Origin of the sequence: Microcoleus asticus IPMA8, from assembly GCF_013179805.1 — a bacterium.
Lineage (GTDB): Bacteria > Cyanobacteriota > Cyanobacteriia > Cyanobacteriales > Microcoleaceae > Microcoleus > Microcoleus asticus.
This window is the reverse complement of record NZ_SRRZ01000013.1, coordinates 61,326-84,830: the sequence shown is the minus strand read 5'-3', so window position 1 is coordinate 84,830 and position 23,505 is coordinate 61,326. Positions and strand designations below refer to the sequence as shown.

At 45.5% G+C, this 23,505-nt stretch carries 19 protein-coding genes and 1 pseudogene; 9 read left to right on the top strand and 11 right to left on the bottom strand.

Going from position 1 to position 23,505, the window contains the following annotated elements:
• Positions 1–190: 190 nt before the first annotated feature.
• The 4 genes from E5S67_RS05410 to E5S67_RS05395 all read right to left on the bottom strand — a co-directional run bounded on the left by E5S67_RS05410 (position 191) and on the right by E5S67_RS05395 (position 3,174).
• Positions 191–1,456 (bottom strand): BaiN/RdsA family NAD(P)/FAD-dependent oxidoreductase, encoded by a 1,266-nt coding sequence (locus E5S67_RS05410; protein ID WP_172186042.1) that lies wholly within the window; start codon positions 1,454–1,456, stop codon positions 191–193.
• A 24-nt stretch (positions 1,457–1,480) separates the two neighbouring features.
• A complete protein-coding gene (gene rd, locus E5S67_RS05405; protein WP_172186041.1) occupies positions 1,481–1,639 on the bottom strand; it encodes a rubredoxin in 159 nt (52 codons plus the stop codon).
• A 251-nt stretch (positions 1,640–1,890) separates the two neighbouring features.
• Entirely contained in the window at positions 1,891–2,658 is a 768-nt protein-coding gene (locus E5S67_RS05400) for a ChaB family protein (RefSeq protein WP_172186040.1), read from the bottom strand.
• A 216-nt stretch (positions 2,659–2,874) separates the two neighbouring features.
• On the bottom strand, positions 2,875–3,174 hold the full coding sequence (locus E5S67_RS05395; protein ID WP_172186039.1) for a DUF433 domain-containing protein: 300 nt from the start codon (positions 3,172–3,174) through the stop codon (positions 2,875–2,877).
• A gap of 79 nt (positions 3,175–3,253) precedes the next feature.
• Between E5S67_RS05395 and E5S67_RS05390 the strand changes: the two genes are divergently transcribed.
• The 5 genes from E5S67_RS05390 (at position 3,254) to E5S67_RS05370 (ending at position 8,010) form a co-directional block, all read left to right on the top strand.
• On the top strand, positions 3,254–3,943 hold the full coding sequence (locus tag E5S67_RS05390) for a polysaccharide deacetylase family protein (RefSeq protein WP_172186038.1): 690 nt from the start codon (positions 3,254–3,256) through the stop codon (positions 3,941–3,943).
• A gap of 4 nt (positions 3,944–3,947) precedes the next feature.
• Positions 3,948–4,934 carry a DUF6263 family protein gene (locus tag E5S67_RS05385; RefSeq protein ID WP_172186037.1) on the top strand — a complete coding sequence of 329 codons (987 nt, stop codon included), beginning with the start codon at positions 3,948–3,950 and terminating at the stop codon, positions 4,932–4,934.
• Positions 4,935–5,106: 172 nt separating this feature from the next.
• A complete protein-coding gene (locus tag E5S67_RS05380; RefSeq protein ID WP_172186036.1) occupies positions 5,107–6,588 on the top strand; it encodes an S-layer homology domain-containing protein in 1,482 nt (493 codons plus the stop codon).
• Positions 6,589–6,866: 278 nt separating this feature from the next.
• Positions 6,867–7,541 carry an acetoacetate decarboxylase family protein gene (locus E5S67_RS05375; RefSeq protein ID WP_172186035.1) on the top strand — a complete coding sequence of 225 codons (675 nt, stop codon included), beginning with the start codon at positions 6,867–6,869 and terminating at the stop codon, positions 7,539–7,541.
• A gap of 37 nt (positions 7,542–7,578) precedes the next feature.
• Entirely contained in the window at positions 7,579–8,010 is a 432-nt protein-coding gene (locus E5S67_RS05370) for a VOC family protein (protein ID WP_172186034.1), read from the top strand.
• Between the two features lie 301 nt (positions 8,011–8,311).
• Here E5S67_RS05370 and E5S67_RS05365 read toward each other — a convergent pair whose 3' ends face one another.
• Positions 8,312–8,788, bottom strand: a complete 477-nt coding sequence (locus E5S67_RS05365; RefSeq protein ID WP_172186033.1) for an orange carotenoid protein N-terminal domain-containing protein — start codon at positions 8,786–8,788, stop codon at positions 8,312–8,314.
• 287 nt (positions 8,789–9,075) lie between these two features.
• On the opposite strand from E5S67_RS05365, the gene E5S67_RS05360 reads away from it, so the two are divergent.
• Positions 9,076–9,663 (top strand): Uma2 family endonuclease, encoded by a 588-nt coding sequence (locus E5S67_RS05360; protein ID WP_172186032.1) that lies wholly within the window; start codon positions 9,076–9,078, stop codon positions 9,661–9,663.
• 86 nt (positions 9,664–9,749) lie between these two features.
• Here the strand turns inward: E5S67_RS05360 and E5S67_RS05355 are convergent, their stop codons facing one another.
• A complete protein-coding gene (locus tag E5S67_RS05355) occupies positions 9,750–12,881 on the bottom strand; it encodes an MFS transporter (protein WP_172186031.1) in 3,132 nt (1,043 codons plus the stop codon).
• Positions 12,882–13,396: 515 nt separating this feature from the next.
• The gene (locus E5S67_RS05350) at positions 13,397–13,789 is read right to left on the bottom strand and encodes a hypothetical protein (protein ID WP_246276633.1); all 393 of its coding nucleotides are present in this window, start codon (positions 13,787–13,789) and stop codon (positions 13,397–13,399) included.
• On the opposite strand from E5S67_RS05350, the gene proS reads away from it, so the two are divergent.
• From proS to E5S67_RS05335, 3 genes and pseudogenes are all read left to right on the top strand, one after another.
• Positions 13,788–15,593 (top strand): proline--tRNA ligase, encoded by a 1,806-nt coding sequence (gene proS, locus E5S67_RS05345; protein ID WP_172186030.1) that lies wholly within the window; start codon positions 13,788–13,790, stop codon positions 15,591–15,593. The genes E5S67_RS05350 and proS overlap by 2 nt on opposite strands.
• A gap of 196 nt (positions 15,594–15,789) precedes the next feature.
• A pseudogene (locus tag E5S67_RS05340) lies at positions 15,790–16,128 on the top strand (adenylate/guanylate cyclase domain-containing protein); the annotation flags it as partial.
• Positions 16,129–16,235: 107 nt separating this feature from the next.
• On the top strand, positions 16,236–18,302 hold the full coding sequence (locus E5S67_RS05335; protein WP_172186029.1) for an adenylate/guanylate cyclase domain-containing protein: 2,067 nt from the start codon (positions 16,236–16,238) through the stop codon (positions 18,300–18,302).
• Positions 18,303–18,380: 78 nt separating this feature from the next.
• On the opposite strand, the gene rpmB is transcribed toward E5S67_RS05335, so the two are convergent.
• The 4 genes from rpmB to rppA form a co-directional block, all read right to left on the bottom strand.
• Entirely contained in the window at positions 18,381–18,617 is a 237-nt protein-coding gene (gene rpmB, locus E5S67_RS05330) for a 50S ribosomal protein L28 (protein WP_006634309.1), read from the bottom strand.
• 160 nt (positions 18,618–18,777) lie between these two features.
• Positions 18,778–20,766 (bottom strand): molecular chaperone HtpG, encoded by a 1,989-nt coding sequence (gene htpG, locus E5S67_RS05325; protein ID WP_172186028.1) that lies wholly within the window; start codon positions 20,764–20,766, stop codon positions 18,778–18,780.
• A 248-nt stretch (positions 20,767–21,014) separates the two neighbouring features.
• The gene (gene rppB, locus E5S67_RS05320; RefSeq protein ID WP_172186027.1) at positions 21,015–22,346 is read right to left on the bottom strand and encodes a two-component system sensor histidine kinase RppB; all 1,332 of its coding nucleotides are present in this window, start codon (positions 22,344–22,346) and stop codon (positions 21,015–21,017) included.
• A gap of 413 nt (positions 22,347–22,759) precedes the next feature.
• Entirely contained in the window at positions 22,760–23,449 is a 690-nt protein-coding gene (gene rppA, locus E5S67_RS05315; protein WP_172186026.1) for a two-component system response regulator RppA, read from the bottom strand.
• Positions 23,450–23,505 lie beyond the last annotated feature (56 nt).

The window sequence follows — 23,505 nt, the reverse complement described above, 5'->3', positions numbered from 1 at the left end:
GGTTTTCTTTTTCACCCTCATTCTCTCCTGGCGCGGTGGCTCTAGTTCTTCTTTGGCCACCGTTCTCATCTTTGGTTAGTCTAAACTACAGTTCAAAAATAACACAAAATTTAATACAGGCAAGCCGATCGCGCGATCGCAACTCCTAAACCTTTACACAGCAAATATTCCCCAATCTAAAATCTAAAATCTAAAATCTAAAATCGGATGGTTTGCCGATCGCGTTCCCGGCCAACCACGCCGTAGTCCAAGCACTTTGGAAGTTGAAACCACCCGTCACGCCGTCGATATCCAAGATTTCGCCAGCAAAGAAAAGTCCGGGACAGCGGCGGCTTTCCATTGTCTTAAAATCGACTTCTTTGAGGTTGACACCGCCGCAGGTGACGAATTCTTCTTTAAATGCGCCTTTTCCTGCAACCTGATATTCGCCTTGAACGAGTTCTTGCAGGAGGCGATCGAGGGTTTTGTTAGATAAGTCTGCCCAGCGTTTTTGCTCATCAATGCCGATCGAACTTGTCAAGCGTTCCCAGAGGCGACGCGGCACCGGAAACGGACAGCTAGAGACAATCAATCGGTGCGACAACTGCGACTTAACCGCTAGCAGTTGCTGCCGCAAAACTTCCGCATTGTACTGGGGAAGCCAATTAATCAGCACAGATGTTTTATAATGGCGATCGTGCAAAAATCTCGCACCCCAAGCCGAAAGTTTGAGTACAGCAGGCCCGCTTAAACCCCAGTGAGTAATTAGCAAAGGCCCGCTTTGTTCTAATTTAGCTCCCGGCAATTTCACCTTAGCATTAGGAACAGAAATTCCGGCTAAATCTTTGATTCTGCTGTCGGAAATATTAAAAGTAAATAGAGAAGGAACGGGCAGTTCTACAGTATTACCTAACTCTTTTGCCCACTTAAAACCAGAAGGATTGCTGCCTGTAGCGAGAAGGATGCGATCGCACTTAAAACTCTCCCCCGACTTCAACTCAATTTCAAACCTAGGGGCGGTGTCCCCCTGTTCGCCCTCTGCGGTGTTGCCCGTTAATTTCTTTACTGAAACTACTGCATCGCCGGTGCGAATTTTTACGCCTGCATCCTCAGCAGCCCGGATCAAACAGTTAACAATTGTCTCCGAATCGTCGGTGATCGGAAACATTCGCCCGTCTTCTTCTGTTTTCAACTTCACACCGTGACCTGCAAACCATTCTACAGTATCGCGCGGTTGAAATCGAGTAAAAGCACCGCGCAGAGCTTTCCCACCTCTGGGGTAATTCTGTACTAAAATACCGGGATCAAAACAAGCGTGAGTGACGTTGCAGCGCCCGCCGCCAGAGATGCGAACTTTTGCCAGGAGTTGCCGGCCAGCTTCTAGTAAAGTGACGCGGGCCTGCGGGTAGGTTTTCGCACAGGTAATTGCACTAAAAAAACCAGCAGCACCGCCGCCGATGACTGTAATTTTGAGCATTCGATCGGACAAATTTTTTCTCGCTTATTCTGGTTCAAAATCCGATTTTACCGCCCCGCAAGTCGGACAAACCCAATCGTCGGGGATATCTTCAAAGGGTGTACCGGGAGCTATGCCTCCGTCGGGGTCGCCTACTTCTGGATCGTAGACGTAATTGCAAACTGTACAAACGTATTTTTGCATTGGCTTAACTTAATTTTATATTGTAAGCCTATAGATTGTACTTGACAACGCAACCTAGTGCAATACCACTTTCAAAAAGTAATGCGACTTTCGGCAATTCCGAAATTATTAAATATTTAGTTTTTAAAACTCTAAAATCTAAAATTTAATTAATTCTTGCACAAATCTAAAATCTAAAATCGTCAAAGCCTCCAGAACCGCAGTTCTAGAGGCTTGATTGTATTTTTTATTAGTTGGCTGCGATTGGAAGACTAGGCTTTTGCTAAAGGCTTAGTCCAAACGCCGTTTTCATCTTCTTCATACTGCTGGTGAATGGCGTTCCAAGCGGTGTGTTCGGATTGTATCGAGTCGTTGCTTTCATCAAATGCGGCGTTGTAGGATTCCATAAAGGTTTTTTGAGCAGCTTCCGACAGGTGCGATCGCACTTCTGGAGACAAGTCTGCCGGACTATTGCAGCGACCTTTGACGGCGCGCGGCAGCGTCATCTCGCTAATAGCTATCTCTTCGCCACCTGCACTTTCTAGCAAGAGTTGAAATTCGCCAGATTTATCTGCGGGAACTTCTGCCATCACCAGAAATTCGCCTGCTTCAACGCGGGTTTGATAGATAGTTGCTTTGTCTTCCGGCATTCCCAAAGCGACCAAAGCGGAAACTAGACCCGCACCGGCCGAACCTGCGATCGCGCCGCTAGCTGCACCCAACAGTACCGCACCCAGCGGGCCCGCCGATACTACTGCACCGACAAAGGGAATAAACAGCACGCCGACGCCTGTTAGCAAACCCAAGAAAGAACCGAATAAGGAACCAAAAATCGCCCCGCTTCGCAGACCGCCTAATATCACATCTTTTTTAGTAATAAAGCCGGCAATTTTAGTTTTAGATTGAAAGTTTTTTCCCATTACTGAGATGTGGTCGCGGGAAACTCCGCGATCGAGCAAGCGCCGAATTACGCCGTCTAATTGTTCTTCTTCCTTAAATACGGCTGAAACTGTTCGTTCGGCTAAATATTCCTCTGTCATTTTTCCTCCTTGATGGTTGGTCGATTGGTTGTGCTTTTTTTAAGTATAGGAAAACACTGTAGGGCGAGCGCATCGACCGGGAGATAGAGGTGGATTTATCCGAGATCGTGTGAGGCTATATCAAAAGAGTTAATTTTTTAAAAAATGGGCAATCGCTCATCTTTTACTAACAGTTATTTAGCTCTACTATAAGCTCCTAACTATTCCTATCATATTCTATTGTAACGGCTTAATTTTGGTCGTATATTCAGACTCTAAGCGCTCCCACTCAGCGTTTTCTGCTGCTATCTCCGCGTCAATTTTGTCTTTGTTTGCATAATAGCAGGCTAGTGCAACATAACTTTGTGCTAAAGTCAAGTGCGGTTTTTCATCACTGATTTGTTCTGGAGTCAGCCCAGCATTAAAATCAATAGCAATGTTCTCTACCGTAATTCTAGTTCCTGCAATTCGTGGGCTGCCACCGCAAGTTCCCGGCGTGCTGACAATTAGCGTTCCAATATCAACGGCAGTTGTCATATTTACCTAGATTGAGTTAACTTTATTCTATTGTAACGCAGCTTCATTTCTACCCGATCGCATTTATCAAGGTTAATCAATGCCACTAGCACCCCTGTTTCCTGTCGTTCATCCCATCCTCAAATCTGCTTTTCCCAGATGTCTGTGGACGGGAGATATCAACAGCCGAGAAATTGCCCTCACATTTGACGACGGCCCGCACCGCCAGCACACACCTCAAGTGTTAAAAGTTTTAGATAAATACGACATCAAAGCTAGTTTTTTCTGGCTGGGCTTTTGCGTTGACAGGCATCCAGAAACCGCTAAGGAAGTTTGCGATCGCGGACACTGGATCGGCCTCCACGGCTACCAGCATATATCGTTTGCCAAACTCAAAACCCACGAACTAAAACAAAGTTTAGAAGACACGCAAAAAGCAATTGCCAAAGCTTGCGATTTAGACCCAGAATTTATCCGGGATGTGCGGCCGCCCAACGGCATTTTTACACCGCGAACATTAGAGTTATTGCAACAGTGGGAATATCGCCCCGTAATGTGGAGTGTCGTCCCGGAAGATTGGGTGCGACCGGGGGTTAGGAAAGTTATTAGTCGGGTCGTGCAACAAACTGAAAACGGCTCAATTATTGTACTTCACGACGGCTATTGCGGTGGCGAAGATGTTGCAGCTTCTGCTGAGAAAATAATTCCCTTGCTTTTGTATAAAGGTTACAAATTCGTGACAGTCGATCGACTGTGGCAACAGGCAAACATTCAAATAACAGGAAATTAAGTTAATGAAAAAAACACTGTTTATTACATCTCTTTGTTTGGCGAGTGCAGGATGGGCGATCGAGCTTTCTCCTGTTTCCCTCAGTGCTGAAGCTCCACTTGTAGTGCAGCAGCCAGCCCCTGGCGTATCCGCGCCTGGTCCCAACTCGAAAACCCCGCAAGTGGAACTGCTAAATCCGGGAGTGGAACCACGACAGGAACTGCGTTTGAAGCCAGCTATCGATGTCAAAGAAACAAGTGTTATGACCGTAAAAATGGATGTGGAAATATCCGCATCCGGTCGGTCTGAGCCTGAGGGTAAAATTCCAATATCGGTGATGACTTTCGAGACAAAAGTCACTAAAATCGCTCCCAACGGCGATATTCACTACGAGTTTGCTTATACTAACTCAGATATCGCGGGCGATACTGGAAATATGCCGCCAGCCGCGCGAGATGCCATGCGTTCCGCACTCAAAAGCATGGTCGGAGTGAAAGGCTCTTTCATCATGGACAATCGCGGTTTTCATAAAGGAGGTGACATTATTTTGCCCGAAGGAGCTGACAACAACCTCAAACAAATGGTTGGACAAATGTCTAAATCTCTAGAACAACTTGCCTCGCCGCTGCCTGCAGAAGCAGTCGGAAAAGGAGCCAAATGGCGCGTTTCTTCTTCCTCTGATTTCAGTGGCATGAATGTGAATGACATTGCTACCTATGAATTGGATAGCTGGCAAGATGGAGTTGTCTCTATGAATGTAAGTATAGAGCAGCAAGCAAACCCCCAAAATATTACCTCTCCCCTACTGCCTGCTGGAAGTACCTTAACCCTAAAATCTTTTAGTTCTCAGGGTCGGGGAAAAGTTACAGGGCGCTTGGATAGATTAATTCCTTTTCGCTCTACTGTATCTATTAGTTCAAATAGCGAAATGAGTGCTAAAAATGCTGGCAGCTCAGAAGAATCAACAATCACAACAAAAATGGCGATGGAGATGACTTTAGAGTCGAAGTAAGCTTTATTATACAACTCGATAATTTAGGGGCATGGCATTGCCGTGTCCCTAGTCGTAGCTAAAATTTTAATAAATGATATTAAATCAAGTTAATCTAGCTGATATTATATAAAGAAAGAAGAAAGTTTCCGAAAGTTTCGATCGCCAATTTGTAAGTAGAGGAGTCTGTTCTATGATTCGATCGCACAGATGGCAAGCTATCATGGCTTTAGTGGTAGCCCTGGGGATAATCATCGGGAATTTAATGTTTCCGGGTCTGAATGTAGCGCCGGCATTTGCTCAAGCCAAATTTAAGGATGTTAACGACCATTGGGCGCAAGCTTGCATAGAGGAGTTAGCGCAGAAAAAAATCATCAGTGGCTACTACGAAGACGGCACTTTTCGCCCGAATCGCCCCGTCAGCCGCGCTGAGTTTGCGGCGATGGTTCGCATGGCTTTTCCGGATGCCAAAACCGTCCGCGCTCCGATCGACTTTGCAGATATTCCTACAAATTACTGGGGTTTTAAAGCAATTCGAGAAGCTTATCAGACGGGTTTTATGTCTGGATACAGTGGCAGTATCTTTAACCCCACTTTGAATATTACCCGCTGGCAGGCTTTGGTAGCTTTAACTAGCGGCTTGAAATATACACCTACGGCGTCGGCGGCTGAGATTTTGGATGCGACGTTTGAAGATGCGCGGGATATTCCCGAACTGGCCAGAAGTGCGATCGCCGCCGCCACAGAAAAACAACTTGTGGTGAATTATCCCGCTGTTAAACAGCTAGAACCTACTCGCAACGCTACTCGCGCCGAAGTCGCAACTTTTTTCTGTCAAGCGATCGCCAAACCCGGTCAAACTGCCTTAGTTCCTGCTCAATATATTGCCCAAGTTCCGGCGAATATCGGCCCGCCGAGAACAACAGAAATCTCGGAAGCGGGGAAAGTTCGGGCGGAAGTTTCTTTCGTAAAAGAAGCAGAAAATGCTAAAAATCTCCGCATCAAAATTATCCGCGACGGTAAAAATTTATTGGAAGAACCAGTGCTGATTCCGACTCGTTCTCTAGTAGATAATCCTGACCAAAGAGCCAGCGAAGAGATATCAGAAGGACGTTTGTTATCGCTGCGAATTCGCGATTTGGACGGCGACAAGGAACCGGAAGTGCTAGCAGATTTAGTGTCAATCAAAAGCGGCGTCCGCTGCTGCAATTATTCGTTTATTTACCGCTACGATTCCGGCGCTAACAAATACAGTCATATCAAGCATTTCTGGGGCAATTTGAGTTACGAAATTGTCGATTTTGGCAAAAATGATATTCCAGAGTTCAAGAGTCAGGACGGGCGATTTGCGGAGGCTTTTACAAATTATGCTGATTCTCGCTTCCCGCTGCAAGTTTGGCAGTACCGCGCCGGAAAAATGCAAGATGTTAGCAAACAGTATCCGGTGGAAGTATACACGAATTCTGCTGAGCTTTGGCTGGAATCTAACAAGCGTCTGAGTGAAAATGGGGAGGTGAAAGGGATTCTGGCGGCCTTCATGGGGAACAAGTATGTCATGGGCCAGGAGGCGGAAGGTTGGCAGTTGTTGGAGAGAGTTTATCAAGGGCGCGATCGCACTCAATTCTTTGGGAAGCTGCGGGAGTTTTTGGTAAGTACGGGTTATGCTAGTAAGTAGATTGGCCGATTTTTAACCGCAGATGAACCCGGATAAACGCTGATAAGATCTGTAGGGGCGGGTTTTACGAATAATATCTAATTTTCACTAACAATTTTACTAAACCCGCCCCCATACAACAGATAACCCACGTCAATTATTCATCAAATTTATCCTCACATATTAATTTGTTTAAATAAATAAATTACTAACAACTTGTGAAAAAATACCAAAAATTGTTGCTTTTTGATACGCTAAGCTAAAATAAAGATAAAATCTCAGACATTTAATCAGTAAAAATGGTATACCCACCTGCACCTTGGAATCTGCAAGGTTATGCTGTTCAGACTTTACAATTGGTAGATGTGGCACGAGTGCGCCCCTTGGTTCCCTCTGAGTTAGAAATTGTCTCTTTATTGCCCGGAAAAACCCTAGGTGGCATTTATATATCGTCCTACGGGTTGGGTTCGGTAATGGAGTACAATGAGTTAATTGTAGTTAGCGCGATCGCCAATTATGCCGGAAAATGGGGCGCTTGGATTTCGCACATCTACGTAGACAATCCTAACTCGGTAGCAGGCGGGCGCGAAATTTGGGGACTTCCTAAAGAATTAGCTACATTTAGTTGGGAAGGCAGCGATTCGGTAAAGGCAGCACCCCTAGGCTACCGCGTCACAGTTCGCCAAGAAAACCGTCAACTGTGCAGTCTTAATTACAGTAAGCAAACTTTAGCCTTACCGCTGCCTTTCAGCGGTAAGGTTTTCAGCGCGAACCGCAGCAATTTGCTGTTGTTTAAAGGAGAATTTAAATCTAGAATCGGCTTGATTAGAGGCCAGTTAGAAGTGGCAGAAGAAAGTCCTTTTGCCAGTTTAAACTTAGGTCAGCCCTTGCTAACTTTGGGCTGCGAAGATATGCGTTTTACCGCAGGTGTGCCGCAAATAGTGGGGAACAGAGCTGCTGAATTCAGTTATTAGCGGTAAAATTTGCGTACATTATAGGAGGAAACTTCAAATGAGCGATATTGGTTTTACCCACATTGCACTTTCTGTTAGTGATGTAGACAAAAGCATCTCGTTTTACGCGAAGTACGCTAGCCTCAAAGTGGTTCACCGCCGTGTAGATCCAATTAAATCATTAGATGTTGCTTGGATTTGTGATTTAATTCGACCGTTCGTCATTGTGCTAATTAAAGCACCATTAGTGGATGGCAAACTTTTACCACATTCCCATCTCGGCGTCGCCTGCGAAACTCGTGAAAAAGTCGATCGCCTTTGCAGTGAAGCTGAGTCAGAAGGGCTTTTATTGAACGGCCCTAATGACTCGGAACCTCCTGTCGGTTACTGGGCTTATCTCCAAGACCCGGACGGTCATACGCTGGAAATTTCCTACGGTCAGGAAGTTAGCTCCCTGTTAGAAGACTTATTAGCGCAGGCAAAGTTATGAGGTCAATCGATTTTAGATTTTAGATTTTAGATTTTAGATTGAAGCATTGACCCACGGATAAATTCGGGGGCTCCTTTATCGGATACAGGTTTTTTATTTCTGGACGGATGAATCCGGGGGCTTGTATCCTGGATGCTTTCGGTCAGGCATTAAGTTTTATAGAGATGCTTTGCAACGCCTGTGAATGACAGCATTACGTTGAAATGCGTCCACGGCTGCTAGATTGAGCAACCCCAGCTAATTTAATCATAAATTAACCGGGGTTGCGGGCAATTAATTCGCTGAGTAATTACTAATCTTTTTAAATGCCAGCCCCCGGAGCGGCTTCAGCACCCATTTCTAAAATTGTACCGCGAAGAAAATCAATTTGCTGCTGGAAGTCCATGCCCTCAATCTTTCCTAGTAAAGCTTGTCCTGCTTCGGGAAGTTGATAGTCCGAAGGCACAGGAATAATAGTTCCTTCGTCCATTCCTACTGCTAGAAAATACCAAAAAGCCAGCTTGGTTTCAGGACTCATTGAGCCGTACATCCGGCTGATTTCAGTATTGGCATTTGAGGCAATGTCGCGCATTACTTGTAGTTGTTCTTGGTGGGGCAGCGGCTTGACTTGATCGAACAGACCCTGAGCGATGTCAGAACCGGAAGCACCGGGAGCCGCTGGCGTTATTGATTTGCCCATTTGGGTGTAAACAAACCACAGCAAACCTAATTGGTCGTCTACACTTAACTGCTTAATATCTGCTTTTCCTTGGTCGTAAGCACTGCTAGTAAATGTCATTCAAGCCTCCAAAATAATATGTATTGCTCAGTTTTCTTATTTGTGAGAAAACTTTTGTTTGCTACTTAATTAAAGTATCTAATAAATAGTGACGCTAGAATCTTGCTTAAGACAGAGATGCTTCCCAACATAAGTTCGTGAAGTAAATTCACCAAAATAGGGAAAATTTGCAACCAAAGGATGAGGCAAATTTGACAAGATTGTTGTGAGCTGTACTCCTGATTAGCATTGTTTAGCCGATCGACGATCGCCTATAATCGCAACAGACCTGTATTGAGGTGGCTGTTATGTCGATCGCAACTGCAAAACGCTTCACCATAGCGGAATATCACCGCCTGACAGAACTGGGGTTTTTTGGTGAAGACGATCGAGTTGAGTTAATTAATGGAGAACTTGTGAAAATGGCAGCTAAAGGTACCGCTCACGAAACCTGTCTGAGAAGATTATTGCGGGAATTAAGCGCCATAGTAGCAGAGCGGGCAACTTTACAGTGTCAATCTCCCATCGTTTTACCGACAAACAGCGAACCTGAACCTGATTTTTCGCTCGTACAAAATCGCCCTGACGACTATCTATCCTCTCACCCCTGTCCAGGGGATATACTGTTGCTGATTGAGATTGCAGATTCTTCTTTGAGTTACGACAAACAGGTTAAGCTCCCCCTTTATGCTGAAGCCGGAATCTCTAACTATTGGATATTTAATTTATCACAAACTTGCTTGGAATGTTACAGCGAGCCCTATCAGAATGCCCCTGGCCAATTTGGTTATCGCAGGACGCTGATTTTTCTGCCCAACGAGTCTGTTAATCTGCCTTATTTTCACGACTTGGCGCTCGATTTATCGAGAGTGTTTCCGCCAACTATAGAATCCTGAAGGACTCTGATATTATTCCCAAGAAAATAGGCTGGCAAACAGCCAGCCTAGAATCAGGAGAATTTTATTTCAAACTCGTTGAAAATCTAGCTAAACAAACCCGAAATCCCGCCAACTGCTATTGCTCCAGCCAAAGCGGAAACAACCACAGAAGTCAGAGCCGTACCAAACAGCCACCAAGCAGCAGTTGCGGCGGCTTCGCGCGCATCTTCTGCTTGCTGCTTGGTCTTGTTCTTGAGCTGTTTAATGCGTTTTTTGGCTTCATTTTGCAGGCGTTCCGAACGCAATAAAACGCTGTCCCGTGCTCCTTCCATTTGGTCAACAATTCGGTGAGCGTCAGTCTCGGATATATCGGAACGAGAACTCAGCAGGGCAACTAAAGTACCGCGATCGAACTCACCTAAACGCTCTTTAATCGCGTCAAATCCTGCCTGCGGGTCATCAAACACTTTGCGCAAGTCCCGCCTGATGCCTTCGTAGTTGAGCTCTGGTCGATCGAGCGAATTGAGGTAATCCCGAATTTTCGCGAAAATACCGTCAATTGCTGACTGAAACTTGTCCTGAACGATTTGAACTTGTTCCACAATTTGGTTGCGGACAGATTCAATTTGGTCGGCAATTCTGTTAGCTTCCTCTTCCGAGATGTCTTCCCGCTGCGACAGCAATGCTACCAGAGTCGATCGATCGAAGTGCTTCAGGCGATCGCCCAAACTTTGCATCCCCATTCCCGGCTCGCTAAACAGCAACTGCAAGTCGCGTTTGATGCTATCAGGATTGAGTTCTTCCTTGTCCGTATTCCGCAAGTAATTTTCCAAACTTCCTTGGAAATCCCGGACTGTTTTTTGAGCGCGAGATGCCAAGCGGCGGGGCGATTTCACGATGCTGCGAATCGAATCTTGCACGCGATCGATCGTCCGATTTATCTGTTCTTCGCTCAAATCTTCCCGCTGCGACAGCAACTTGACTAAAGTTTCGCGATCGACCTGAGAAAGTCTTTCCCGAAGTGCTAAAGTACCCTCTTTCGGATTTTCAAACAATTTGGTCAAATCTCGATTGATGCCTTCTGGATCGAGTTCTTCCAAGTTGGTATTCCGCAGGTATTCGCCAATTTTTGCAGTAACTTCCTCGTACTGTTGCTTAGCTCTATCTGCCACTATTTGCGGCGCGTGGATAATGTTGTCGCGCACAGATTCGATCCGGTCGATCGCCTGATTTATCTGTTCTTCGCTGAGGTCTTGGCGCTGTGACAGCAACTGCACCAGCGTATCGCGGTCGAATTGAGACAAGCGTTCTCTCAGCGCTTTAAATCCGGCTTCCGGGTCGTTTAACAGCGTTTGAAACTCGCGCTCGATCGCTTCAGGATTGAGTTCTTCCTTATTAGTATTGCGGAGATAGTCTTCTACCTTTTGCCGCAATTCTTGCGCTTTCGACTTCGCTTGCTCTTGCAATTCTTGAGCTCTAGAAATCACGCGATCGCGCGAACTTTCGAGTCGGCCGATTAACTGATCGGCTTCCTCTGGACTGAAATCTTCCCGCTGACCGAGCAACTGCACCAAAGTATCGCGGTTAAACTGGGAGAGGCGATCGCGCAAAGCCTCAAAACCAGCATCCCGATCTTCCAAAAGCGCTTGGAAATCCCGCTCGATACCTTCAGGATTCAATTCCTCCTTGCCGGTCGATCGCAAATAATTTTCAATCCGGCTGCGCAAATCTTGAGACTGTTCTTCACCAGCAGCAGCTTGCACAATTTCCAACACTTCTTGGCGGACACCTTCAAGCTGTTCGGCAATTTCCGTCACCTGTTCCGGAGCAAAGCCCTCGCGGCGGCTGAGAATCCCTACAAAATAATCGGGATTAAACAGCTCTAACTGGCGCAAAACTGCCCCCGGAGAAGCTTCCGGGTCGTAAATAACATCCCTAAATTCCTGCTTGATTGTCTCCCGGTTGAGATGCCAAGGTTGGGCATTCAGCAAGTAGTTTTCCACATCAGCCTTAGCTGTATTGAAAGGCAGCGCAGGCACTTTTTCGCCCGCCTTAGAAGCCAAAGATTTAGCTTGTTCCGTCCCTTTGGCTGTCAGTTGCTGCAACTGACCAGAGATTTTTTCAACATCCAAATCAGACAAATCCGTCCGCGACAAAACAGTGCCCACAAGAGCTTCCACACCCAACTGCATCGCTCGCTTCATGCCGCTGGTGGATTCCGATTTGTTTTCCCTACTTTCCAGAATTTGAGACAGCTTGGCGTTGAGTTCGTCAGACTTCAGCAAATCAGGAGCCGCAAACTTGAGAAAATTAACCAACTCTAAATTTGGGTCTTTCTGCTCTTGCTGCTTGCCGAAAGTTTGCTTCCAAACGCCTTCGAGTTGGTCAGCAATTTGATTTATTTCCTCTTGAGAAAAGTCTGTGCGACTTTTCACCAAATCCACAAAAGTCTGACGGTTAACATTCTTCAGAACGTCGCTTCCCGCAAGAGATTTGATATCTGCATCGCCCAGCAACTTTTCAAATTGACCGCGAATTTCCTTAACATCTAGTTTCGGTAACTGCAAAGAACCCACATAATCTTGCAGTGTTTCGCGAATGCTATCCGGGTCTACCGCCGAACTCAATTCGCGGCGGACTGCGGCAACAGATGCCTCTACAGTGTTGACCATTTGGTCGCTGGCCATCTTGCCGCCGATCGCTGCACCAGCAGTACCCATGACGCCTTGAACGCCTGAAAAAGCAGTTTTTATCAAGGAACCTATCATAGAACCGACGGCGCTAGAACCGAGCCACACCAGCGTTAAAAAGTACGCCGACCAAATGACTACACCAATAATTGCCGCTCCGTCTACCGAGGCAATTGAAGTTAGTTTGACTGCCAGAAAACAAGCCAAAAATAAAGCCAGGTTAACTGTGACTAAAATCCAACCCCCGACTAGACCTTCAGTCTTACGAATTTTAGTTCCTAAATTCTGGGACTCATCATCATCGTCATCGTCGGGTAAAGCCTCGTCCCAATTTGAGATTTTGGCGGCGATCGAGAAATTTGTTAACAGGAATTGGAAGCCGAAAGCCATAATGACTCCGGCGATTAATGCAACGAAAAACTGCGGGCTTAAAAACATCAGCCCTCCGATATCGGGGTGGTCAAATGTCGCATCTATTTCTACTGGCATTTGGGCAATATTGAATTTGGGACTGTACTGCGAAATTAATAACTCGCTTTCAAACATAAATTACCTCCTACAGTTTTATGCCTAACTCGGCATAGCGAAACTTGACCCCAAATTTATTCATAGGGGATTTTGTAATGTTTAGATGGTGTTTTTTTTGGGTCTGGCTTAATCTTACGGAAGCCCTTATTAGTGAAATTGGGATGAGTAGTAAATCAGTTCTATAGTGATCTCATCCTTGCTACTTATTATGCCTGTGGAAGCTAAAAAATAAATCCGTCTAAAGTCAGAAATTAGTTTTTATGCGACTGGTAGCAGCAGAGTTCGCATAAAAGCTGCAAGTTTGAGGCGGGGGGCGATGCCACCAATTATCTACAGTAGTAAAGTGCGAGGCACTTCACCCTAAATATCGTATAGTGCGCTACCTAGTTAGGATTATGTTTGATTTTTAAGCTCAAAACGAGCTAGTAATTCCGAGCGATCGATCTGCACTATCGTTCGCGTGCGATCGAGGGTTTCTAACTCTAATTGCAGGCTATTCAACAAACATGATATCGAGTGCGCCGCAGCCTAGGCTACGAATTTTTGCCGCAGCATTTTCCCTCACAGTTGCGAATGCTGCGAATACAGCCGTACTCCTCGAAACGTTGACTGTGTTTGCGAACAGTAGGATAGGCCAGTAAATATAAGGGAATTCCGATTATTTTGTAAAGCAATCGACCAGCAGCATGAACAATATCCCAAATTTCGCTTGAATTAGGTTCTCGAACAAATTCTCCTATTTCGTCTTTTAAGGCAAGCCACTGAGATTGCACAGTTGGAGAGTGACAATTATCAAATACTGCCATTCCTTTTTGGTAGTTTTGCCAAATTTTATTCATATATTTAATCAAATCCGCCTCACGTCTGATAATATCAGAAGTTGATCTAAAATTACAATCATCCGGTATTTTAAGGAAATCAGCCATGCGACTCTCTCAAATGCTTTTTGTTACCCTGCGCGAAGACCCGGCAGAAGCAGAAATTCCCAGCCACAAACTATTACTCCGTGCCGGATACATCCGGCGCATCGGCAGCGGCCTTTACGCTTATCTACCTTTAATGTGGCGAGTTCTCAAAAAAGTATCTCAAATTGTGCGCGAAGAAATGGACGCTACCGGCGCTCAAGAATGTCTCCTCCCGCAATTGCAACCGGCCGATTTGTGGCGGGAATCCGGCCGCTGGGACACCTATACTCAAGCTGAAGGTATTATGTTTTCAATGACAGACAGGCAGCAGCGAGAATTGGGACTGGGCCCTACTCACGAAGAAGTGATTACTACAATTGCTAAAGATATGATTCGTTCTTATCGGCAATTGCCTGTACATCTATATCAAATTCAAACTAAGTTTCGCGATGAAATTCGCCCGCGTTTCGGGTTGATGCGCGGTCGCGAATTCATTATGAAAGATGGCTATTCTTTTCACACTAACGAAGAAAGCCTGAAAAAAACTTATCAGGATATGGCTCAAGCTTATAGCAATATGCTGCGCCGCTCGGGCTTGCAATTCCGAGCAGTAGATGCTGATTCGGGAGCAATTGGCGGCTCTGGTTCTCAAGAGTTTATGGTGCTGGCAGAAGCGGGCGAGGATGAAGTTCTCTATACTGAAGACGGTCAGTATGCAGCTAATGTGGAAAAGGCTGTATCGATGCCTGCTGATGCCGAACCGTCGCCATTTGCAACTTTTGAAAAGCGGGAAACGCCGGGAACTGAAACAATTGATAAACTTTGCAAATTTTTGAAATGTTCTCCGACGCAAGTTGTCAAAAATGTGCTTTACCAAGCTGTTTACGACAGTGGCATCACAGTCTTGGTATTGGTAAGCATTCGCGGCGACCAAGATGTGAATCAGGTAAAGTTGCTCAATGAATTGACGAAGTTAGCGGGCAATTATCAAGCTAAAACTGTTTTATTTTTGACTGTTCCGGATGCGGAAGCTCAGCGGAAATGGGCTGCTAAATCTTTACCTCTCGGTTATATGGCTCCCGATGTTGCTGATGATTATATCGCTGGGAGCAAGGAGGTAAACTCTAAGTTTTTGCGTTTAGTCGATCGCACTGCAGTTGACCTGACAAACTTTGTCACCGGTTCAAACGAGTCAGGATATCACGTTGTCGGGGCTAATTGGGATAAAGAATTTCCGCTACCAGCAACGGTTGTAGGTGTCAGAACAGCCAAAAAAGGCGATCGGGCCGTGCACAACCCCGAACAAACCTTGCAAAGTGCCAGAGGCATCGAAGTCGGCCATATCTTCCAATTAGGAACCAAATACTCCCTAGCAATGGGCGCCACCTACACCAGCGAACAAGGCGAAGAAATGCCCTTTGTGATGGGCTGCTACGGTGTCGGCGTGTCGCGGCTAGCTCAATCTGCCGTAGAACAATCCTACGACAAAGACGGGATAATTTGGCCGGTGGCGATCGCCCCGTATCACGCCATCATTAGCATCCCCAATATTTCCGACGCCCAACAAGTAGAAGTCGCCGAAAAACTCTACGCAGAACTCAACCAATCTGGGATTGAAACCTTGCTAGATGACCGCGACGAACGAGCCGGAGTTAAATTCAAAGATGCTGATTTAATCGGCATTCCCTATCGGATTGTTCCCGGTCGTTCGCTGAAAGCAGGCAAAGTTGAAGTCGTGGAAAGAGCAACTCACCAATCACATGAAATTCTCATTGATGAAGTCAATTCTACTTTGAAACAGTGGATTGATGCCGCCATCAAATAAGGCTTGATAATTGGTAAGGTGCGGAGTGCATCGCCCTACATTAGCGCGCAACGTATAGGTAAGGTGCGCACTGCGCACCCTACATTAGCTTCCCTCTTTCTTCATCCTTCTGCTATGAACTTTAAAGACAAGATGTGAAATCCCGAAAAACTTAAAACTCGATATAAATCTGAACCTAAATCATTTTCTTCGATTCCATGCAGTGGCGATCGCACCAATCGCCCTCGATATGCAGCAGGCTATTGCTGAATTCAGAAATAGCCACCATCAAAATTTTAGCATCAGAATAGGCATCCACAGCAGCCCGGTTGTCGCTGGAGTAATCAGCCTTAAAAAATTTCTTTACGATTAGTGGAAAGACACCGTTAACACTGCTTACCGCATGAACTATGACGGCACGCCTGGGTGCATTTAGGTAACAGCGACAACTTATGAGCGATTGCAAGACAAGTATTTATTGCAAAGTCGCGGCAGAATTGAAGTCAAAAGCCAAGGTGAGATGAACACTTATTTTCTTAGAGGTATCAAGTTATAGCATAAGGAACAATGAAGAAGGAATATAAGAACTCATGTTTTAGAAATTAATAATCTCCTAATTCTCGGGTGCGGTTGCTATAGTTAGTTAAAAATATAAAACTCAGTATGAACCAAAACAAAAATCTGTTTCTGCGATTTACTCAACCTAGAAATTGGCAATACTTAGCAAAAGTAGCTGCCATTGCTTTTGCTTACGCTTTGGGAGCAAAAATAGCAGTTTCAATCCCCGGCGTAAATAAATTAGCTACCTGCGTCTGGCCGCCCGCAGGAATTGCACAAGCTGCAATTTTATTATTTGGTCAGCGCTTTTGGCCGGGCATAGCTTTAGGCGTATTTTTTTACGAAACTATTAACCTTAATGTGTCTTTAACACTTGCAGCAATTAGTGCCTTTTGCGCTTGTTTACAAGCTGTGTGCGCATTTACTTTGCTGCAACAGCTCAAGTTTCGATCCTCACTCGATCGGCTGATCGATGTAGTCAATTTAGTCTTTTGCGGTGCTCTAGTTGCCACTCAAATCAACTGCACTCTCGGCACGCTGCGGCTCTGTGTAACTGGTTTAGTTGACTGGAGCCAATATTGGCAAATTCGCTGGAATTGGTATCTCGGAGATACATTAGGAGTTTTAATTTTTACTCCCCTGCTGTTGATTATATACAACCAAAAACAAGTACCAAGCACTTCACAAAGTCCAGGTTCTAAAACTCTTGTAAATCGCATCAGTGCCGGAATATGCCTGCTGTTATTAGTAACAGTCAGTTGGCTAGTATACAACTCAAAAAGTGAAGGCGATCTCTCCCATTATCCCCTCGAATACTTACCATTTCCCTTAGTAATTTGGGCAACCATTCAATTCGGCCAGGGCGGGGCTGTTTTAGCATCTTTCATTGTATCCAGTATCGCAATTTGGGGCGGTTCTCAGGGAGGTGGCCCCTTTATTGCCAAAGCGGACAATATTAATGAGGCTATCTTGTTTTTGCAGGCTTTTATGAGCGTAATTGTAGTTACATCGCTGCTGTTGGCTGCCACTGTAGCCGAACGCGCCTCAGCAGAGGATTCGCTGCGGCAAAGCGAAATTAAGTATCGGGAATTAGTCGAAAATGCTAACAGCATTATTTTAAAAATAGATACGGAAGGAAATATTACTTTTTTTAACGAATTTGCACAGAAATTTTTCGGTTACGACGAAAAAGAGATAATTGGCAAACACGCAGTGGGAACAATTATTCCCGAGGTAGATACAAAAGGAAATGACTTGGGAGCAAAGTTGAGAGATATTTTGCAAAACCCAGAACAATACACGCGAAATGAAAATGAAAGTATGCGGCGCAGCGGCGAGCTGCTTTGGGTATCGTGGGCAAATAAACCGCTGTTTGACGCGACCGGAAAATTCGCAGGAATGCTGGGAATCGGTACGGATATTACAGAGCGCAGGCGAGCTGAAATGGCGCTTTACAAACTCAATGAAGAGTTAGAATTTAGAGTGAAAGAACGAACTAATGCTCTCAATGATACTTTAAATGCACTGCGAGTTCAACAGGAACAATCAGAACGTTTACTGTTGAATATTTTGCCTGAAGAAATAGCAAATCGGTTGAAGCGGGGAGACAGTACGATCGCAGACACTTTTGCTGATGTTACTGTCTTATTTGCGGACATAGTAGGCTTTACTCAACTCAGTTCCCTAGTTTCTCCAAGGCAATTAGTAGCCATGCTAAATGATATCTTTTCGACATTTGACAACCTAGCAGAAAGGCACGGTTTGGAAAAAATTAAGACGATTGGCGACGCTTACATGGTAGTTGGAGGGCTGCCAGTTCCTCGCCCGGATCACGCAGAAGCGATCGCAGAAATGGCTTTAGATATGCAGCAGGCAATTACTGAGTTCAGCAATACCCACAGCCAAGCTTTCAGCATCAGAATCGGCATCAACAGCGGCCCGGTTGTCGCCGGAGTTATCGGCATTAAAAAATTTATTTACGATTTGTGGGGAGACACGGTTAACACCGCTTCCCGCATGGAATCCCACGGCAAGCCGGGGTGCATTCAGGTAACAGAGACAACTTATCAGCAATTGCGAGAAAAGTATTCCTTTGAAAACCGCGGCGCGATCGAAGTTAAAGGCAAAGGTCAGATGACTACTTATTTACTGAAATGCCGAAAATTGCTCTAGTAAAGGTTTTTCTCTAAAAGTAAGGGCGATCGCACTTTCAAGTGTGCGATCGCCCTCATTTTAATTTAGCCAAGTTTTTTAAAGCTTGTAAAGATTAATTCCAGCTTCCTTCGCCATAATTTCCAAACCCTTGTGTTGCAAGGTTTTAATTGCCTTTGTAGAAAGGTGCAATCTTACCCAGCGCTTCTCCTGCGGCCACCAAACCCGCTTCCACTGCAAATTTGCGTCTTGCAATTTGTGAGTGCGGTGGTGCGAGTGAGAAACTGCAAAACCGTTATTAGCCTTCTTCCCCGTTAGCTGACATTTCCGCGACATATTGCCCTCCAGATTACCGTTTTTTGCGTGCAGCATTTCATTATACCCGAAGGAAGAAGGAAGAAGGAAGAAGCAAGAAGGAAGAAGGCTTGACTTATCCCTTTACCAATAGAAATAAACTCTTGCTCCCCCCCTTACCAAGGGGGGGTTGGGGGGGGAATTACATTGCACGTTGAGTCAATTTTGTCAACACTTGATTCGATCGCTCGACAAAATCCTTCATCCCTTCAGCATCGAAACCCTTCTGGGCCATCAAAGCCAAGTCGTAAACGTGGTGACAAATCATACTCGCCAACTCGGCCGAAGGAGACTCCCCGCCGCCTTGAATAATCGCACCCTGACTCAAACTAGCCAAATTTTGAATCAGCGGGTGAGACGTATTCACCAGCAAAACGTGTTCTTCGGGGAATTCGGCCGCTTGCTGCTGCAAAAGAGCAGTCATGTCGCGCATCCGGCGCAAAGCTTCCGGCAAAAGTACGATCGCAGGTGGCGTCGCCTCCGCAGAGTCAGACTTCAAAGCTTCTGTGCGAATGTTCACTTTCGGCTTATTGAGAGCTTTTTGGAACATTTCTTTAACTTGTTCGCTGCGAGTTTTATTCGTCGCCGGATCGACAATTTCCGCTTCTTTCTCTTTGTCAATTAGCGTTTCGTCGATGTCGGAATCAACCCGCGAGAATTTGACATCTGAGTATTCTCTTTCCAAGAAGCTGATAAAGTGCGTGTCGATGAAAGAATCCATAAACAACACTTCTAAACCTTGGCTTTTGTGCATAGCAACGTAAGTTGCTTGAGACGCCGGGTCGGTACAATAAAACACGCGATTTTCGTGGCGTTTTTGATTGCGTTCCAAATACTCTTTTAGAGTCGTGTAAGGCTGCGTGGAACTAGAATTTTCCGACTTCGGAGTGACATCTTGCCACAAATCTCCTTCCTCTGTTTGCACCTGCACTTCAGGCGTCACAGTTTCTGGCTTCTCGGCTGTTGGTTCGTAGGTGCTGCGGTAGATTAAAATATCTTCGACTTGCTTTTTGAACTTGTCATCGTTGAGAGTTCCAAACTTGACAAAAGTGCCGATATCTTGCCAGCAGCGGATGTATTCGTCGCGATCGTCGCGGTAGAGTTCTTTCAGGCGATCGCCCACTTTTTTCGCAATATAATCAGCGATTCTACGCACAGTCCGATTGCTTTGCAAAGAACTGCGAGAAACGTTCAGCGGAATGTCGGTACTGTCAATGACTCCCCGCAGCGGCATCAAGAATTTAGGGATAATTTCTTCGCAGTGGTCGCTGACAAAAACCTGGTTGCAGAATAGCTTAATATTGCCTTGGGTAACATCGACATCCGGGCGCAGTTTTGGAAAGTAAAGAATCCCGTTGACAATAAAAGGATAATCTGTATTCAGGTGTACCCACAGCAGCGGCTCGTCTTGGAACGGGTAAAGGTAGCGGTACAGTTCTAAGTAATCTTCTTTTTGCAAATTGCTGGCAGATTCCCGCCAAATTGCTTTGTGCTTGTTGAGTTCCTCTCCTTCAAATTTGATGGGAACGGGCATGAAATCGCAGTAAGTTTTGATTAACTGCTTAATCCGACTGGGTTCTACATATTCTTGTTCTTCATCTTGGAGAGTGAGAGTAATAGTAGTGCCGCGTTCCGTGCGGGAAGATTCTGATAGTTCAAAAGCGGGAGAACCGTCACAAGACCAGTGTACTGCTTGGGAGCCTTCTTGGTAAGAAAGAGTATCAATCTCTACTTTCTTCGCCACCATGAAAGAAGAGTAGAAACCGAGGCCGAAGTGACCGATGATTGCGTCGTCGCCGCTGCCTTGGTATTTTTGAATAAATTCTTCTGCGCTGGAGAAAGCGACTTGGTTGATGTATTTTTTTACCTCGTCGGCGGTCATGCCGATGCCGTTATCGGAAATTGAGAGGGTTTTGTTTTCTTTGTCGATCGCTATGTTGATTTGCGGTTCGCCCATGTCGCCGCTGTATTCGCCGGAACGGGAAACCATTTTGAGTTTGGCAATGGCATCGACGCCGTTAGAAATTAGTTCCCGCAAGAAGACTTCGTGGTCGGTGTATAGCGACTTCTTGATAATCGGGAAAATATTTTCGGTATGGATTGAGATTGTTCCCTGTTCTAAAACTGTCATAATTTTTCTCTCTGATGACTGCTAATTGCTGATAAGTAGGTAGTTACAAATAAACATTAGATGGGGAGGGCGGGTGAGTGCACTCATCTTCTCGCTTGTATGATAAATTCTTAGCTAAACCCGCCCCTACAAGATACTATGTTTTTTTTCCTTACCTACTTAGCTATTTAATGATTTTGGGCGATCGCGCTACTTTTTGCAAAAGGGATTACCCCAAAAAGATGATTCGGTTTCCCTCACATAGTAGCTCACAAAGGCAACCGCAGCAGGAAAGTAGCGCCTTGCCCCAATTCGCTGCGGGCGCTGAGGCTGCCGCGGTGTGCTCGGGCTATGGTTTGGGCGATCGCCAATCCCAGTCCCGAACCGCCGGTATGGCGCGATCGATCGCTGTTGACTCGGTAGAATCGATCGAATATTCGCTCTAAATCTGCCGCCGCTATCCCAATACCGGTATCTTGAACCTGAACGATCGCCTCCTGGTGGCTGCAATCTAAAATAACTGTTACTTTTCCCCCAGCCGGAGTGTATTGAATGGCATTAACAATTAAATTAGCAACCAAACGGTAAAGTTGGTCGGAATTGCCGACAACATTTAATTGCTGCTGCACCCGGACGGAGGATGTTAGCGTTACCTTAGAAGCGATCGCCATTGCTGCCAATTCCTCGACTAAATCGCTAACCAGGTCATTCAAACAACACAATTGAGGGCGATCGCCTATCGCTTGATTATCCATGCGAGCCAGCAGCAGCAAATCAGCCACTAACTGAGTCAGCCGTCGGTTTTGGCGATCGATCGTCCGCAAAATTTCCCGCGCTTCTTTTTCATCCAATTGAGGCGTCAACAGCGCTGATTCTACTGTCGCCTGCGAAGCCGCTAAAGGCGTCCGCAATTCGTGAGCAGCATCCGCTGTAAACTGTTGGATTTGTCCGTAGGAAGAATAAATCGGTTTCATCGCCAGTCCAGCCAATAACCAACTAGCAAAGCCTATCAAAATCAATGCTGTAGGCAATCCTAATTTCAAAACCAATTTCACTGTATTGAGATAATTATTGAAGTCTTGCAGGCTCCGACCAACTTGAAAATATCCCCAATCTTGCTGTGTTTGGGTGTGTAGCGCTACAGAAATTTGGTGATAAACATTGCCTTTGGTGTCAGTTATTGTTTGCCAGTAATAAGAGTTAAATTCAGGGGGTAATTCTTCTGGATAAGCGCCTGCGGTCGCAATTAATTTACCCGAATAATCAAATAAACGGATATAATAATAGCTTTGGTTGATAGCGCTTAAAATATGGCGATCTGGCAACTGTTCTTTAATGCCGTTAGCTCCAATTATGCGGAGGTTGGGCAAAAGTTCATTGACTATTGGTTCTAGGCGTCCTGGCTGCTGCAATTTGATTTCGAGGCTGTCGTGTAGCGTCCCTGCTACCGATTCTAATTCGCGGTCTATGGCGATCCAGTGAGCGTGGGCGATCGCCTTATATACGCCAAATCCCAGCAAGCTCAAAATCAAACCCATTACAGCCGCATAGGAAATGGCTAATTGCCAGCGAGTTCGGTTAAATAGTTTATTTTGATTCATTTAAACTTAGATTTTATATAATTTAGGACTAAGGCAAACTGTTACAAATAAGGGTACAATTTTAGGTATGTAGTTGCGCTTCAGCGCTCTTAGCTAGCCCTGTCTTGCGTGTTAAATCTGAACCACACAAAAAGCCGAAAACTCCTATTTCACGTTCCGATTTTTGAGACTTCAATCAAGGAAAATTGCTTGGGGGAGCTTGGACTCAGAATCAAAACGCTGAAACTTAGTAGGCTCGTTACTCACCTTGACACGGCTAAGCGCTCTTAGCTTAGGAAAGAGCGCTGAAGCGCAACTACATACCTTTCTTTGTGCCAGTTAGCCTTAATCGTATAACTGTTAAGAACAGGCATCTTGCCTGTTCCACAAAAATTAAATTTTATTGTGGGGGCGACCGGAGAGCCCGCCCTACTTTAATTTCTCATCCGGTATCCGACGCCGTGAACGGTTTCAATTAAATTCGCGCCGCCCACCGACTCAAGTTTGCGCCGCAGCAAGCGTACTTGAGCTGCTACCACATTGCTAAAGGTATCTGCGCTCGCCTCCCATAGCTGATTCCGAATTTGGTCAGTGGTGATAATTTGGTTGGGATGTTTCATAAAGTATTCTAGCAGTTGAAACTCTTTGTTTGTTAGAGAAATTATCTGGCTGTTGCCACTTCGATCGAGATGGCGCACAGTTCGAGTTCCGCAGTCCAAAACCAGATTTCCTACCTGTAGCTGTTGCGGTTGAATTTGGGGCGATCGCCTTTGCAAAGCCCGCAATCTTGCTAACAGTTCCGCCATCCCAAACGGTTTAACTAAATAATCGTCAGCCCCGGCATCTAGTCCCGCAACTTTATCTTCCATTCGGTCTTTTGCTGTTAGCATCAAGACGGGCAGGACGCTATTTTTAGCACGCAATCTCTGCAGCAGTTCCAATCCTGACAATCCTGGTAGCAACCAGTCAAAAATAGCCAGGTTATATTGCGTCCAGTGACTGTCTAAATATTCCCAAGCTTCACTGCCATCCAAAGCCCAATCAACTATATATTTTTCCTGCTTTAAAGTGCGATCGATCGCTTTCCCTAAATCTGGCTCATCTTCAACTAGCAAAATTCTCATAACTCTAATTTATAGCGGTAAATCCTTATAGATTGTTAACGATCGGCAGCATCTAC

Excerpts from the sequence above, each read along its gene's own strand:
- E5S67_RS05410 (WP_172186042.1), bottom strand. The coding sequence starts at position 1,456 with ATGCTCAAAATTACAGTCATCGGCGGCGGTGCTGCTGGTTTTTTTAGT.
- rd (WP_172186041.1), bottom strand. The coding sequence starts at position 1,639 with ATGCAAAAATACGTTTGTACAGTTTGCAATTACGTCTACGATCCAGAA.
- E5S67_RS05400 (WP_172186040.1), bottom strand. The coding sequence starts at position 2,658 with ATGACAGAGGAATATTTAGCCGAACGAACAGTTTCAGCCGTATTTAAG.
- E5S67_RS05395 (WP_172186039.1), bottom strand. The coding sequence starts at position 3,174 with ATGACAACTGCCGTTGATATTGGAACGCTAATTGTCAGCACGCCGGGA.
- E5S67_RS05390 (WP_172186038.1), top strand. The coding sequence starts at position 3,254 with ATGCCACTAGCACCCCTGTTTCCTGTCGTTCATCCCATCCTCAAATCT.
- E5S67_RS05385 (WP_172186037.1), top strand. The coding sequence starts at position 3,948 with ATGAAAAAAACACTGTTTATTACATCTCTTTGTTTGGCGAGTGCAGGA.
- E5S67_RS05380 (WP_172186036.1), top strand. The coding sequence starts at position 5,107 with ATGATTCGATCGCACAGATGGCAAGCTATCATGGCTTTAGTGGTAGCC.
- E5S67_RS05375 (WP_172186035.1), top strand. The coding sequence starts at position 6,867 with ATGGTATACCCACCTGCACCTTGGAATCTGCAAGGTTATGCTGTTCAG.
- E5S67_RS05370 (WP_172186034.1), top strand. The coding sequence starts at position 7,579 with ATGAGCGATATTGGTTTTACCCACATTGCACTTTCTGTTAGTGATGTA.
- E5S67_RS05365 (WP_172186033.1), bottom strand. The coding sequence starts at position 8,788 with ATGACATTTACTAGCAGTGCTTACGACCAAGGAAAAGCAGATATTAAG.
- E5S67_RS05360 (WP_172186032.1), top strand. The coding sequence starts at position 9,076 with ATGTCGATCGCAACTGCAAAACGCTTCACCATAGCGGAATATCACCGC.
- E5S67_RS05355 (WP_172186031.1), bottom strand. The coding sequence starts at position 12,881 with ATGTTTGAAAGCGAGTTATTAATTTCGCAGTACAGTCCCAAATTCAAT.
- proS (WP_172186030.1), top strand. The coding sequence starts at position 13,788 with ATGCGACTCTCTCAAATGCTTTTTGTTACCCTGCGCGAAGACCCGGCA.
- E5S67_RS05350 (WP_246276633.1), bottom strand. The coding sequence starts at position 13,789 with ATGGCTGATTTCCTTAAAATACCGGATGATTGTAATTTTAGATCAACT.
- E5S67_RS05335 (WP_172186029.1), top strand. The coding sequence starts at position 16,236 with ATGAACCAAAACAAAAATCTGTTTCTGCGATTTACTCAACCTAGAAAT.
- rpmB (WP_006634309.1), bottom strand. The coding sequence starts at position 18,617 with ATGTCGCGGAAATGTCAGCTAACGGGGAAGAAGGCTAATAACGGTTTT.
- htpG (WP_172186028.1), bottom strand. The coding sequence starts at position 20,766 with ATGACAGTTTTAGAACAGGGAACAATCTCAATCCATACCGAAAATATT.
- rppB (WP_172186027.1), bottom strand. The coding sequence starts at position 22,346 with ATGAATCAAAATAAACTATTTAACCGAACTCGCTGGCAATTAGCCATT.
- rppA (WP_172186026.1), bottom strand. The coding sequence starts at position 23,449 with ATGAGAATTTTGCTAGTTGAAGATGAGCCAGATTTAGGGAAAGCGATC.